This window comes from Bradyrhizobium sp. USDA 4354, assembly GCF_054060315.1.
In genome coordinates this window covers 3,773,149-3,786,466 of sequence record NZ_JBSSDC010000001.1, presented here as the reverse complement: position 1 = coordinate 3,786,466, position 13,318 = coordinate 3,773,149, and the positions used below count along the sequence as shown (strand labels likewise).

General features: G+C 63.1%; 11 protein-coding genes and 1 pseudogene. 3 read left to right on the top strand and 9 right to left on the bottom strand.

The window, feature by feature from the left end; all coding sequences use genetic code 11:
- Positions 1-62: 62 nt before the first annotated feature.
- The 9 genes and pseudogenes from ACVIIV_RS17315 to ACVIIV_RS17275 all read right to left on the bottom strand — a co-directional run bounded on the left by ACVIIV_RS17315 (position 63) and on the right by ACVIIV_RS17275 (position 8,903).
- Positions 63-272 carry a hypothetical protein gene (locus tag ACVIIV_RS17315; RefSeq protein WP_456745224.1) on the bottom strand — a complete coding sequence of 70 codons (210 nt, stop codon included), beginning with the start codon at positions 270-272 and terminating at the stop codon, positions 63-65.
- Positions 273-1,177: 905 nt separating this feature from the next.
- Entirely contained in the window at positions 1,178-1,924 is a 747-nt protein-coding gene (locus tag ACVIIV_RS17310) for an SDR family NAD(P)-dependent oxidoreductase (RefSeq protein WP_456745223.1), read from the bottom strand.
- Between the two features lie 50 nt (positions 1,925-1,974).
- Positions 1,975-2,938, bottom strand: a pseudogene (locus tag ACVIIV_RS17305) (carbohydrate kinase family protein).
- Between the two features lie 36 nt (positions 2,939-2,974).
- The gene (locus ACVIIV_RS17300; RefSeq protein ID WP_456745222.1) at positions 2,975-3,667 is read right to left on the bottom strand and encodes a class II aldolase/adducin family protein; all 693 of its coding nucleotides are present in this window, start codon (positions 3,665-3,667) and stop codon (positions 2,975-2,977) included.
- A gap of 17 nt (positions 3,668-3,684) precedes the next feature.
- Entirely contained in the window at positions 3,685-4,344 is a 660-nt protein-coding gene (locus tag ACVIIV_RS17295; protein ID WP_456745221.1) for a PaaI family thioesterase, read from the bottom strand.
- A gap of 126 nt (positions 4,345-4,470) precedes the next feature.
- Positions 4,471-5,040 carry a peroxidase-related enzyme gene (locus ACVIIV_RS17290; protein WP_456745220.1) on the bottom strand — a complete coding sequence of 190 codons (570 nt, stop codon included), beginning with the start codon at positions 5,038-5,040 and terminating at the stop codon, positions 4,471-4,473.
- A 13-nt stretch (positions 5,041-5,053) separates the two neighbouring features.
- Positions 5,054-7,363, bottom strand: coding sequence for a molybdopterin-dependent oxidoreductase (locus tag ACVIIV_RS17285; RefSeq protein ID WP_456745219.1), 2,310 nt, complete (start codon positions 7,361-7,363; stop codon positions 5,054-5,056).
- Positions 7,360-8,118: a CoA-transferase gene (locus ACVIIV_RS17280; RefSeq protein ID WP_456745218.1), complete on the bottom strand. Its 759-nt coding sequence runs from the start codon at positions 8,116-8,118 to the stop codon at positions 7,360-7,362. Before ACVIIV_RS17280 ends, ACVIIV_RS17285 begins: the two co-directional genes overlap by 4 nt.
- Positions 8,118-8,903, bottom strand: coding sequence for a CoA transferase subunit A (locus tag ACVIIV_RS17275; protein WP_456745217.1), 786 nt, complete (start codon positions 8,901-8,903; stop codon positions 8,118-8,120). Before ACVIIV_RS17275 ends, ACVIIV_RS17280 begins: the two co-directional genes overlap by 1 nt.
- Before the next feature lie 271 nt (positions 8,904-9,174).
- Here ACVIIV_RS17275 and ACVIIV_RS17270 point away from each other — a divergent pair, with 271 nt between their 5' ends.
- From ACVIIV_RS17270 to ACVIIV_RS17260, 3 genes are read left to right on the top strand one after another with little or no spacing between them, the layout of a single operon-like run.
- Positions 9,175-10,329, top strand: coding sequence for an ABC transporter ATP-binding protein (locus ACVIIV_RS17270; protein ID WP_456748758.1), 1,155 nt, complete (start codon positions 9,175-9,177; stop codon positions 10,327-10,329).
- Positions 10,326-12,116, top strand: coding sequence for an ABC transporter permease subunit (locus ACVIIV_RS17265; protein WP_456745216.1), 1,791 nt, complete (start codon positions 10,326-10,328; stop codon positions 12,114-12,116). Before ACVIIV_RS17270 ends, ACVIIV_RS17265 begins: the two co-directional genes overlap by 4 nt.
- A gap of 32 nt (positions 12,117-12,148) precedes the next feature.
- Positions 12,149-13,243 carry an extracellular solute-binding protein gene (locus tag ACVIIV_RS17260; protein ID WP_456745215.1) on the top strand — a complete coding sequence of 365 codons (1,095 nt, stop codon included), beginning with the start codon at positions 12,149-12,151 and terminating at the stop codon, positions 13,241-13,243.
- Positions 13,244-13,318: the final 75 nt, after the last annotated feature.

The following is a 13,318-nucleotide window of genomic DNA, read 5'->3' as shown; positions in this document are numbered from 1 at the left end:
TGGAGAGAGAACATTCGAGGGGGACACATTCCGATGCCCCCCTCTGGCGCCAGATGGCCGTGTCAAACTGCCGCAGTAAAAGCTGTGGTGATCGCGGTGATCCCGCCTGTCAGCGCCGTTCCGATCGCGCCGCCGGCTCCAACGCCGAACACAGCCGATACGGCGCCGATGATGCAAACCGCGACGATAATGTACTCGAACGACACCACGCCCTGCTGGTCTGCACGCAGACGCTTCATGGCTTCTGTGGTCTTGATGTAGTAGCGCAGCATGGGGAAAGCCTTTCTTTGAAGATGAATTTGCGGACACCCTTAGCGGCTGCGGACGATGACCGCCCCGCCACCTCATAAACACTTTATTAAATATTATCTTTAGTCAATATTTAATAGGCGGCGGATTTTAAACTGCCGGTTCCAGGCCATTAAAATCCGACAAGGCATCGATAAAATGCATTTATTTACAAAGACATACCCGGATTAACCATCATACGATCGAGATTTACCGGGATAATACGGTCATTCAAACGGGCATAGCAGATCAGGAGATTTCTCTCCGCTGCAGCTCTTTTAATATTCCACATTCATTTAATTCACATGCACGCCGATTGGCTGGCCGCAAACGAGAGGGGCCGGTCTCGGCGGCGGTGCGCGATCTGAGCGAGGCGCAGCCCAGCGCCACGCAGCCTGTCCTCCGATGCGGTCAAAGGCGGCGGAGTTCTTCGCGAACTCGTCGTTCTCCTGCGGGTGATCGGTCAGACAGCCGATTGGCGCCGCGCGGCCCATTTCGAACGAGCCTGAAGTCTGTCCATGTGATACTCGGACTTGCCGCAGGCTTCGTCCTTCTGACGCGTGTCGCCTGGCGAACGCATTTCGGGCGCACACTGCCGCCTGCTGACACGGGAACATGTCATGCGATCGCAGTCGCTACGCACGACGCGCTCTATATTCTCCCCGGAGCGATTGTACTTGGCATCATCGATGCGTCGTACCGTTACCGTGGCTTCAATCTGTTCGGAGTCTGGACTGGCGAGATCTCTTGAGGCGCCCCGCCTGCGAGCGGCCGGATTCGAGTTGATGGGGAGAATCAAAGCCGAGGCCGGCATCATCCAGATTCTGGTTCTGCAGCAAAAACGCGCTGAAACGGCCAGATGATGAGCCATGTGCGATCGATCCCGTCGCTAGCTGTAGAAGATGCCTCCGTCTACGTTGAGCGCCTGGCCAGTCACAAACGCAGAATCATCTGACGCGAAGAACGCCACGGGCCCGACGACGTCCTCTGGCTGCCCTAGCCGATGCAGGTCCGTGACCTTCTCGAAATAGGCGACGCGCTCGGGATCGCGAAGATTGTTCATCCCCATCTCAGTCACGATGATGCCCGGGCATACCGCATTGACCGTGATCCCGTAGCCTCCGAACTCCATGGATGACACCCGTGTGAAGCCGACCACGGCTGACTTCGACGCGGCATAATGGGATTGTCCCGGGCCGCCCGTTCTGGCGGCTAGCGAGGCGATGTTCACGATGCGCCCGTACTTGCGCTCCTTCATGTGCCCAACCACAGCCTGGGTCATTTGGAAGACGCCGCGGGTGTTGACGGCGAACGTCTGATCCCACGTATCGGTCGTCAGTTCGTCGATGGTCGCCAGCCTGAGGATCCCCGCATTGTTGACGAGGACGTCGATGTGCCCAAGGCTCTGGACGGCTTCCGCCACGGCTCGTCTGCAATCACCGGCGGCGCTGACGTCGCCCAGCACCGGGATGCAGCGGCCGCCAATCTCGTTGATCTCAGCGACGGTCTCCAGCAGGACCTTCTCCTGCGCTGCGATGTCGGTCAGCGCGAGATCGTAGCCGCGCTTGGCAAGACCGATGGCAATCGCACGGCCAATTCCGCGGCTTGCTCCCGTCACAATCGCATGTCGGGCCATGTTGCGTTCTCCCCCTTTGTTCGGATGAATGGTCTTTACGGTGCAAAAGATCAGGCGCGAGCAGGCTTGCGGACCGGCAAGGTGCTCATGGCTTTCACGGTTTCCTCGAACGATATGAGGTTAGCACCGGAGCCCAGACCCGTTGCGACGATCGCGGCCGTCGCCGTCGCAAGCTTGGCGCAGTCGAGCAGGTCCCAGTCGCGGGCGAGACCCGCGATGAAGCCGCCCGTGTAGGAATCGCCGCATCCCGACGTATCGCGGACCGCGACCTCGAACGCCGGCACCGTGAACTGGCGTCCGTCGCGTGTCATCACGAACGAGCCATCGGCACCGAGAGAGATGGCGCAGGCCCCCGCTCCCTTGTCGATGAAGAACCGCGCACACGCGGCGGGATCGTCGGTTCCGACCATGGCATTGGTCTCATCGATGCTCGGCATGAAGAAGTCGACATAGGGCAGCAGCGGCTCGACCAGTGCCAGCGTTTCACGCCGCGCCTGGATGAGATCGAGCGTCGTCGTACAACCGGACGTCTTCGCCTCGCGCAGCAAATGCGACGGAAGGCGCTCCGTCCATCGCGAGCAGGGAGCCAACCCCGCCAAGATGCAGGATCTTGCTGCGACAAGCAGCCTTCTGCGTTTCGGGCGCGATCCGCCAGCGGGCGGAGGCGCCTCTTGCGTGCATCACCGGACGCGAGCCGTCGGGCCTGATCGGCAGGATCGTGGCCGAGGTCGGACTGTCGGCCATCCGCTCCATGAGAGAGATGTCGATCCCTTCACGCTGCAGCGCGTTCAGCATCCAGTCGGCCTTCTCGTCGGAGCCGACGGCGCCGACTGCGAGCGCCTTCAGACCGAGACGCGCGCACGGGACGACCGTTCCGCCGGCGGTGCCTGCTACTGCGAGCCGAATTTCTTCGATCAGCAAACGGCCGCCACCGGGGGGAATCTCGGTCACCGGGACCCCCAGAATGTCCAGAATATAAGTGCCGCAGACGCTGACGTCGTGAGTGTAGGCCATGAGTTCTCGCACGAAATTGGTTTGACCGGAATTCATCTAGCTCGACTGCAGGGGCATCTTCGGCATGCCGTCGTTATCGCGCAGCCCGTACTGTCCCCATCGCTTGAGGATGCTGTCGATTTCCTCGTCCGGCAGCAGCGGAGGAGACCCAAGTTGAAGACAACCGTGATATTGCTTGGCGAGCACCTCAACCTCTACCGCGAGCCACATGGCCTTGCGCAGGTTGGGACCGATGGCGATCAGCCCGTGATGTGCAAGCAAGCAGGCGCGGCGATAGCGAAGCGCGTTCAGGGCCGCCTGCGACAGCTCGGCCGTGCCATATTGAGCATAGGGCGCGCAGGGGATGTCGTTTCCGCCGGCAGCGGCGATCATGTAGTGAATCGCGGGGATCGATCGGTTCATGATCGCGATGATGGTGCAGAAGACCGGATGGGCGTGAACGACGGCGCCGACCTCCTGCTTCGATTTCAGGATATCGAGGTGAAAACGCCATTCCGTCGACGGAACGTTGCCGGCCGACGCGGTCCACATGCCGTCCCACTTCATCGCCACGATGTCTTCGGGCTTCATGCGGTCGTAGGGAAGACCGGACGGCGTCAGCAGGATGCCGTCATCGGTTCGAACGCTGATGTTTCCGGACGTTCCCTGATTGATGCCTTGCGCCGCCATCTCGCGGCACGCGTCGACGACGGATTGACGAAGTTCGAGCTCTGCTTCGCGGCCGGTCATACCTTGCTCCCACCTGTTCATGCGCTTGCTCCGAGCTGGACCTGGCGGTTGACCAACAGCCAGGTGGCTCGCGCGGTCGCCAGCACCTCCTGCTCGGCATCGAGCAAAGCGCTCTCGGCAAAGAGCTTGCGGCCTTCCCGTCCGGTCGGCCACGCGACCACCACGCAAGGATCTCCGGGACGCGGCCGGCGCTCGATCCGTGCGGCCATGCGTCCGAGCAAGGCCGTCTCGTCACCATTCAATCCGAGATGACGGGCGCCCACGCTGCAATAGCCGGTCGGGCAATCGAGAGCGGCCCAGATGAATTCGGGCGCGACATAGCCGTCCTCGCCGGACAGACTGCCGTGAGGTACCCAGGAGGCTGCGAACACGACGGGCTTGCCCGGGACTGCCCCCGCCTGCAGCGGACCTGCGAAGATCCGGAGACCGTCGCCATGACCACGCGCAGGGCCACAGACGAAGCATGTCGGAAGGTTATGGGTCTGCTCGTCGTAGGGCGTTCTGCCGGCCGCCTCTTCGGCCGCCTCGCGGCTCACCCTGGGAACGTCCGCCACATCGACGCCTGCAGCACGCGCCGTCGCGAGCAGCCTGTCGTCTTCGCGCAACTCGATCCCGCCGCCGCTTCCCGTCAGCACATCGAGCGGCCGCTCCAGCGGCGGCGGAGAGCGTAACGTCACTTCGGCGTCTCCGGCAACGTGCCTTGCGAGACATCCGCATACGTAGCCGCCATTGCCGGAGTTGGGCGGGCCCCGGAAGCGCCTTTCTATGACCAGCGATACCATTGCAGTTCTCGTTCGCGGCGCTCAGCGTCCCATCGCGAAGAACTCGTCGTTCGGGCGCATGCTGGTGACGTTGGCGAGGCGGTTCGACATGCCGAAGAATGCAGCGATGGCCGCAATGTCCCAGACGTCCTCTTCGGTGAATCCGTGTGCTTTGAGATCCTGGATGTCGGATTCGTCCACTTCATAGGCACGCGCCGAGACCTTCATCGCGAAATCCAGCATCGCCCTTTGCCGCGCGGTGATATCGGCCTTGCGGTAATTGGCGCCGACCTGATCCGCGATCAGCGGATTCTTCGCGCGCACGCGCAGGATGGCGCCGTGTGCGACCACGCAGTACTGGCATTGATTGGCGCTGCTGGTTGCGACGACGATCATCTCGCGCTCGGCCTTGGTGATCGGCCCGGGCTTGTCCATCAGAGCGTCGTGATAGGCGAAGAACGCCCGGAACTCGTCAGGACGATGCGCAAGTGTCAGGAAGACATTGGGGACGAAGCCGGACTTCTCCTGAACCGCCTCGATCCGCGAGCGGATATCCTCCGGCAGCGTCGCGATGTCGGGGACGGGAAAGCGGCTGATGGCGGGCGCAGACATGTTCAAGCTCCTGTTAGACTGCCGCAAGCGCGACGAGCGTTTCCCGATAGGATTCGAACGCATCGCGCCGATCGGCGGCGTAGGGCTCGACCCGCACGAGGCACGTGTGGGCCGAGCAGCCTTGGCCGAATTGAGACGTGCCGATATCGAGCGTGAGCACGTTCGGATTGCCTGCGACCTCCAGACCGCTATTGCCTGTCGGCGTGAACCAGGCACCGGTCGGAAGCACCAGCACGCCTTGACGGACCTTGTCAGTGACCTTTGCCGTCGCAAGGCACTCGCCACGGCCGTTCCAGATGCGGATCGTCTGGCCGTCTTCGACGCCGAGAGCAGCCGCGTCGCCAGGATGAAGGCGAGCCTGTTCACGTCCATTGCGCTTCATTGCCCGGCTCGACGCGCCGGTTTCGAGCTGACTGTGAAGACGGCCGGCCGGCTGATGCGACACCAGGTGCATTTGGCCGGCGGCGGCATTGCCGAGCCATTCAGCCGGCTCGATCCACGCGGGATGCGGGCGGCAGTCGGCATAGTCCAGCCTCGCCAGAGTTTCGCTGCCGAGCACGATCTTTCCGCTTTCGGTCCTGAGCGCATGAGCCTCCGGCTCGTTGCGGAACTCGGCCAGGAAGGTGTGTTCTGCCTTGACCGGGCAGCGGGCATAGCCCGCTTCCCAGAACGCATCGAAGTCTGGCATCGCAAAGCCGAAGCGCTGCGCGGCGTCGCTGCGGCAGGCTTCGTAGAGATGCCGGACCCAGCCCATTTCGTCCCGGCCTTCGTTGAACCGATCGGCTACCCCGAGCTTGCCTGCAATCGCGTCGAAGATCGCGAAGTCGGAGCGGGATTCGCCCAGCGGCTCGATTGCCTTTTTCATTGCCAGGATGAAGTCGGAGCGCCTGTTGCCGGCAAGATCGTTGCGTTCGATCGACGTCGTTGCCGGCAGCACGATGTCGGCCCGCTGGGCTGTCGCCGTGAACATCGGGTCCTGCACGATGATCGTTTCCGGCCTCGTCCAGGCTTCGGACAGGCGATTGAGATCTTGATGATGGTGGTAAGGATTGCCGCCCGCCCAATAGACCAGCCTCGTATCCGGATAGGTGCGGATCTCGCCTTCGTAGCTGAACGGCTCGCCAGGATTGAGCAGCATGTCGCTGATCCGCGCCACCGGAATGAAGCTGTCGATCGGTCTCGTCAGCTGTGAAATGGCAGGAGAGCGACCAAGGTTGAGCGGTGCCCCCACGCCCCCCAGTGAAGCGTAGCCGTAACCGACGCCGCCGCCCGGCAATCCGATCTGGCCGACAACAGATGCAAGTCCAAGCGCCGCCCAGAACGGCTGTTCGCCACGATGGGCGCGCTGCAGGCTCCAGCTCACGGTCAGCATGCTTCGCGTGCCGACCAGGCGCCTTGCGAGCTCAGTGATCTGGCCCGCATCGATCCCGCAGATGCCGGCGGCCCACGCGGCGTCCTTGCGTTCGCTATCCGCCTGGCCTGCGAGATAGCCAAGCAGGCGATCCGCACCGCTGGTGCAGCGCGCGAGGAAATCCGTGTCGTGCCGGCCCGCTTTCACGATCTCGCCGGCAACGCCGAGCATCAGCGCAGTGTCGGTGTTCGGGCGGATCGGCCACCATTCGGCATTGACCCAGTCGGGCAGATCGTCCTTCAGCGGCGAGACATGAATGACCTTGACGCCGCGCTCGACGATTTTTCTGAGATACGTTTCAAGCCGGTGGCTGCCGATTCCTCCGGCCTCGTTTTGTGCGGTCCGAGGCGACAGGGCACCGAACACCACCAGCGTTTCGGTGTGTTGCGCGATGGTGTCGAGCGTATTGGCGCGGCCGCCGCAGGCGTCGTCGCTACCCAGCGTGTGCCGCAGAATCACGGGACCTGCCGCGATGGAATATGTGTCGACATGTCTCGTGAAGCCGCCAACTAGGTTGAGCATGCGCTTCAGAAGCGATGAGGCATGGTGCAGGCGGCCCGAGTTTGTCCAGCCGTACGAGCCCGCGAATATCGACGCATTGCCGAAGGTGCCGGCCACGCGGCGTATTTCATCCGCAACCAGCGTCGTTGCCTCGTCCCAGCTGACTGGCACGAACCTTTCCCGGCCGCGGCCCCGGCGATCGCTCTTCTCGCGCTTGTCTAGCCAGCCGGAGCGAACCATCGGTCGCAGCACGCGGCGCTCCGGGTTCGCCCATTCGGCGATCGAATGGATGATCGGGGAAGGTGCCGGATCGTGCTCGAACGGCTCGACGCCCACGATGCGATTATCCTCGACGAGGATCGTGTACGCACCCCAATGGCTGCAGTGCGGTATTCGTTTGATCCTGCTCATGCGTCGGCCGCTACAAGATCGCGCCGCATCTGCGCGGCGAATTCGGGATAGGTCTCGGCGAGTTCGTCGAACACGCGGCCGCGAAGCAGCTCCAGCGTCGATCGATCGGGCAACGCAGTCTGCCGCGGCTCAGCGTCATGCTCGAACCGAAAGCCGGTCGCTTGCTTGATTTCCGCCAGATCGTGGCCGGGATGAACGCTCTCCAGCGCGAACCCCGGCCGTGTCTTGTCGAACCGGAAGAGTCCCTTGCCGGTCAAGAGAGCAATTGGGCCGCCGCTCCGGAAGACTCCGTCCGGGCTGACACCGGGGGCGCTGATGAAGTCCACTTTCTCGACGAAGACGCGCGGCGTATGCTCCTCCCGGAACAGGATGACGCGCGGCACGACGAAGTAGAGATAGGCCGAGCCGAACGAGCCCGGCCAACGCACGCTCAAGCGCGGATAGTCACCGGTGCCGACGAGGTTCACATTGCCGAAGCCGTCGATCTGGCCGCCACCGAGGAAGAACGCATCGATCCGACCTTGACCCGCGCAATCGAACAGTTCCGCCGAACCGTTGGTGAAGAAATTGTGCTCGACAGACCCGAGAATGGAGATGCGTGGGCCGACGGCGCCGCCCGCTACCTTCATTGCGCGCAGCAGCATCGCGCCCGCGGCGGGAATCGGAGAGGCCGCGCCGACGGCGACGTGCCTGACCCCGTCGAGCAGCCGCGCGATCGTGCAAATCAGCACTTCGCGAGGGAGAACCTCGACCATCACGCAAACTCCATCTGCGCCTGGGCCATATAGGCGGAGAAGCCGTCGGCCGTTCGCGCGGCCTTCGCATAGCGAGCGATCTCCGCGCTGTCAGGCGGATACTCGCCCCACAGGCCATAGGGCCATGCCCCCTTCGGAGCGCGCGCAACTGCCGTGACGTAGAGTGCCGGCAGCACGCCGGCAGCGCTCATCTCGTCGGCGAGCAGATTTTCCTCGACTATTCGCTCCACCGTGACCAGAACGGTGCGCGAAGCGTAGGCCATGGCGGCAAGCTCGCGGCGCCGCCCGATCCAGACATTGCCGAAGCGATCCGCCATGGGCACGTGGAAGATCGTGACGTCGGGCTTGATGGCGGGAATCAGCACGATCGGGTCGCTTCCGTCCGCCAGCGGATTGTCGACCACGCGCCAATCGCCGCGATGGCGCAGCAGATCCGTTCCGATCAGCCCCCGAAGCGGCATGAAGGGACTGCCTTTCTGCGCCGCCATGAGGCCCGCATGGATGGCGGGACACGTCGCGTCCTTCAGTCGAACCGCGCCTTCCTTGACGGCCGCGTTGAACCGGGGCGCTCCACCCGCTTCGCCCAGCGAGACGGCGCTAGTCTCCACCGTCCGGACCAGACCTGCGCCGACAAGCTGGTCGACCTGCAATCCGCCGGTCGGCACGCAGACGAGATCGAGATCGCCCGCGCCATGCTCGATGATTGGCCGCGTCATGGCCATGGAGACGCCGGCGTAATCGACCGGCAACGCCACGCGCATGCCTGGCTCGATGTGCTTCGCCATTGCGCGAGGCTCACTCAACACCGTCATCCTCCCTGCGTATGTTCTATATTTTAGAACACTATTCCAAATTATGTTAGGCGGATTTGGACGGCACTGTCAATCCGGCTTCGCCGGCGAAGACCTTTGTTTGCAGAGGTTCACGCATGCGCAACCGATCATTGCGGCGTGCCATTGCGCCGCCATCGGGCAGCTCGACTTGACAAGACGACGCGCCGCGCCAACAATAATTAGAATAATGTTCTACAATATAGAACAATCCGGGAGGAGAAAGATGGGTGAGCCCGCGGCTCTGCGCGCAACGCGCGCCGGCGAAGTAAACGTTCGGACGTCGCCGACCGGCCGCCTCCGGGAACGCGACGCCATCGGATCGAGCATCGCCGTCCGCGACGCGGTGAAACGATACGGCAGCTTTCACGCGGTCGACCGGATCAGCATCGACATCGAGCCGGGCGAATTCATCACGCTCCTCGGCCCCTCCGGCAGCGGAAAGACGACGCTGCTCAATCTCGTGGCCGGATTCCAGAGCCTCGACAGCGGCGAAATCCTCGTCGACGGCAAGCCTGTCCACAACGTGCCCACGCACAAGCGCGGCTTCGGCATGGTGTTTCAGAGCTACGCGCTGTTTCCGAACATGACGGTGAGCCAGAACGTCGCGTTTCCGCTTCGCATGGCGGGAGTCGACCGGGCGACCGCAGAGCGCCGTGTCGCCGAAACGCTGGAGATCATGCGGCTGACGGAGCATGCGGCGAAGTCTCCCTCGCAAATGTCAGGCGGGCAGCAGCAGCGCGTCGCGATTGCCCGAGCCATCGTCAGGAGGCCCAGGGTCGTGCTGATGGACGAACCGCTCAGCGCCCTGGACAGGCGGTTGCGCGAGCAGATCCAGATCGAGATCCGCGACCTCCACCAGACCATCGGCAGCACGATCCTGTTCGTCACCCATGACCAGGGCGAAGCCCTGACGATGAGCGACCGCATCGCGGTACTCAACGCCGGCAAGATCGTTCAGATCGGCCGCCCGCTGGACATCTACCGGCATCCGACCGATCGCTTCGTCGCCTCGTTCGTCGGCGAGAGCAACCTGATCGAGGCGGAGATTCTGCAGAAGCGCGGCTCGACACTGACGATGAAGAACCGTGCGGGATACGTGTTCAGCGCCGAAAGCCGGGACACGATCGACGTCGGGCGCGCAACCGTGCTCGTCCGCCCGGAACGCATCGCCGTGTCGAACGAACCGACCGCGAATTCCACGGCCGTCAGCGTCACGTCCGCGATCTTCCTCGGCGAGATCTTGCGGATCGAGGCCCAAATGGAAGGCGGCGATCCGCTCCTGATCCGGTGCACCGACATGGCCGACCGGCCCCTGCCGGCCGTCGGGGATCGTCTGCACGTGAGCTGGGGCGCCGCGGACTGCTGGGTGCTTGCATGACCTCGGCATCGATCGGCACCACGGCGGAGCGTCCTGCGGAGATCGATCTGGTCAGGAGGTTGAAGGATCCGGCGCTGCTGCTCCTGCCCGCGCTCGCGTTTCTAGCCTTCATCTATCTCCTGCCGCTGATCGATCTCATCCGCATCAGCGTGAGCGGGCCGTCGTGGTCGTCTTACTTCGAGCGGGTCTTCGCCATACCGCTCTATTGGGACTCGCTCGTCCGCACGATGCAGATCTCGGTGACCGTCGCGGGCCTGTGCCTGCTGTTCGGATATCCGACCGCGCTGCTCATTCACCGCAGCCGCGGCATTGCCCAGGTCCTGATCGCAACCGCGATCGTGCTGCCCTATTTCATCGCCATCCTGATCCGAACCTACGCCTGGATGGTCCTGCTCGGCCGTAACGGGCCGGTCAACAAGCTGCTGGTTTCGATCGGAATATTGAGCGAGCCTGTGCAGCTTCTGTTCAATCGCGGCACGGTGCTTCTCGGCATGACCGCGGTGCTTCTGCCGCTGATGGTGCTGACGATCTATTCCAGCGTGGCGCGGCTTGATCAAAGCCTGACCCGCGCGGCGCTGGCCAGCGGCGCCGGACCCATTGCGGCTTTCTGGCGCGTGTTGCTGCCGCTGACCCTGCCCGGGATGGGCGCCGGCTTCCTGCTGGTCTTCGTCGCGGCGATCGGGTTCTTCATTACGCCCACGCTGCTCGGAGGACCCGGTGACCAGATGTTTGCCATGCATATCACGCAGCAGGCAGACTCGGTCACATCGGAGGGATTCCTGCAAGCCTTGGGCGTGGTGCTGCTGACGATCACATTGGCGGTGGTTGCGGTGGCCGGACGCTTCCTCGGCTTCGAGTTCATTTGGGGCGGCCGCAAGCTGACCGAGGCCACACCGACAACGACTGACCGTCACGCCGCCGATGTCAGCCGCCGCAGTGTCGGCGCCTCAGCTGCCGACTTGATCGGCTGGCCGCTTCTGAGACTTTTCGGGCAGCTGCCGGCGAGCTTCGGGACCTGGACGGTTCGCTTCATGGGCGGACTGGTTATTACCATTCTCATCCTGCCGATCATCGTGGTGATGATCATTTCCTTCAGCAGCGCAAGCTATCTGACCTTCCCGCCGCCGGGCTTCTCATTTCGCTGGTATGAGCAGTTCTTTTCCGATTCGAACTGGATGCGGGCGTTCTGGACATCGTTGGTCGTCGCGGCGATGTCGGCCGGAATCGCGATCGTGCTGGGCGCGTCGGCCGCCCTCGGCATCGTCAGGAGCAGCATTCGCGGCAAATCCACCATCATGCTGCTTCTCGTAAGTCCGATCATCGTCCCTCCGGTCGTGCTCGGCCTGTCGCTCTACAGCCTGTTCCTGCGTTTCGATCTGGTCGGCTCGGTCTTCGGCCTTGCCGCGGCGCATGCGATCGGCGGTCTTCCCCTCGTCGTGGTGATCCTGTCCGCATCGCTTCAAGGTGTCGATACCAGGCTCGAACAGGCCGCCGCCGTCCACGGCGCATCGTCCCTGACGGTGTTCCGCCTGGTGACGCTGCCTGCCATCATGCCGGGTCTCGCTGCAGCGACATTCTTCGCCTTCCTGCACTCGTTCGACGAACTGGTGCTGACGCTGTTCCTGTCGAGCGCGGAGCTGAAGACGCTCCCGCTCATGCTGTGGGGCGACATCAACTATCGGCTCAATCCGGTGCTGGCCGTGGTCTCGACGTTGGAGGTGCTACTGGTGGTCGCCGGGCTCGTCCTTGCACGACCTGTTCTCGCAACGTCGCGTAAGGCGACGTGACGCAGATCAATTTCAACTGGAGGAAAGAGAAAATGCTGGGAATGAAACGCTGGCAACTATCGGTTTCCGTATTGGCCTCGGCCCTGTGCGTCGCGATGGGAGCGGGTCTGGCTCAAGCGCAGAGCAACGTCGTGATCATGCAGGATCCGGGCGGCGGATATGGCGATGCATTGCGCAAGGTCATGTACGATCCGTTCGAGAAGGAGACCGGCATCAAGGTGGTCACCGTCCAGGAGGCCCGTAGCGGCCCACGCATCAAGGCTCAGGCCGAAGCCGGCAAGGCGCAATGGGACCTGACGTTCATCTTCGACCAGGAGACGAAGCTGCTCGGCGACTGCTGCCTGGCCGATATCGACTATTCCAAGCTATCCGACGCGGCGAAGCAGACGCTGGCGGCCATGCCGGACAATCTGAAGCGCAAGAAGGGCGTGGCACTGCAGGTGATCGGCGTCGGCCTCGTCTACAACAAGGACAAATACAAGGGCGAAAACGTGCCGACCACTTGGGCCGACTTCTGGGATGTGAAGAAATTTCCCGGCCGGCGCTGCATGCCCGCCTGGCCGCGTTTCGTATTCGAGGCGGCGCTGATGGCCGACGGCGTGGAGAAGAGCAAGCTCTACCCGATCGACATGGAGCGCGCGCTGAAGAAGGTCAAGGAGATCAAGCCACACATCGCCAAATGGTGGACGACATCCGCACAGCCGCCGCAGCTTCTGCTCGATGGCGAGGCCGACATGTGCATGGCCTACACCGGCTCGATGAGCAAGCTCGCCCTGGAGGGCGCCCCGATCGAGCTGACCTTCAATCAGGGCTTCGTCTACTACGACTTCTTCTCGATCCCCAAGGGAGCGCCGAACTACGATAACGCGCTGAAACTGCTTTCCTGGCGGCTCGAGCCCAAGCGCGCGGCGCAGCTCACCTCGACCTTCCCGGTCGCCCTTCCCTCCCAGGTCGTGTTCGAGGCAGCGACCGACAAGAAGCTCGCCCGCTACTGGGCCAACAACCCGGACAACGTATCGAAGGCGATCGAATGGAGCCCGGATTATTGGGGTGCACCTTCGCCGGCCGGAAACTCCACCAATGAAGAGTACGGCCAGGAGAAACTGAACGCCTTGCTGGCGCAGTAGGCAGGCTGATCGGCCCCGATCCAAGAGGATCGGGGCCGATCCCCGCACGCGGGCTGTTACGGATTTCGCGACCAT

Bases quoted from the DNA above. Each gene is read 5' to 3' on its own strand.
- ACVIIV_RS17285 (WP_456745219.1), bottom strand. From the start codon at position 7,363: ATGAGCAGGATCAAACGAATACCGCACTGCAGCCATTGGGGTGCGTAC.
- ACVIIV_RS17260 (WP_456745215.1), top strand. From the start codon at position 12,149: ATGCTGGGAATGAAACGCTGGCAACTATCGGTTTCCGTATTGGCCTCG.
- ACVIIV_RS17275 (WP_456745217.1), bottom strand. From the start codon at position 8,903: ATGGCGAAGCACATCGAGCCAGGCATGCGCGTGGCGTTGCCGGTCGAT.
- ACVIIV_RS17315 (WP_456745224.1), bottom strand. From the start codon at position 272: ATGCTGCGCTACTACATCAAGACCACAGAAGCCATGAAGCGTCTGCGT.
- ACVIIV_RS17310 (WP_456745223.1), bottom strand. From the start codon at position 1,924: ATGGCCCGACATGCGATTGTGACGGGAGCAAGCCGCGGAATTGGCCGT.
- ACVIIV_RS17265 (WP_456745216.1), top strand. From the start codon at position 10,326: ATGACCTCGGCATCGATCGGCACCACGGCGGAGCGTCCTGCGGAGATC.
- ACVIIV_RS17290 (WP_456745220.1), bottom strand. From the start codon at position 5,040: ATGTCTGCGCCCGCCATCAGCCGCTTTCCCGTCCCCGACATCGCGACG.
- ACVIIV_RS17280 (WP_456745218.1), bottom strand. From the start codon at position 8,118: ATGGTCGAGGTTCTCCCTCGCGAAGTGCTGATTTGCACGATCGCGCGG.
- ACVIIV_RS17300 (WP_456745222.1), bottom strand. From the start codon at position 3,667: ATGACCGGCCGCGAAGCAGAGCTCGAACTTCGTCAATCCGTCGTCGAC.
- ACVIIV_RS17270 (WP_456748758.1), top strand. From the start codon at position 9,175: ATGGGTGAGCCCGCGGCTCTGCGCGCAACGCGCGCCGGCGAAGTAAAC.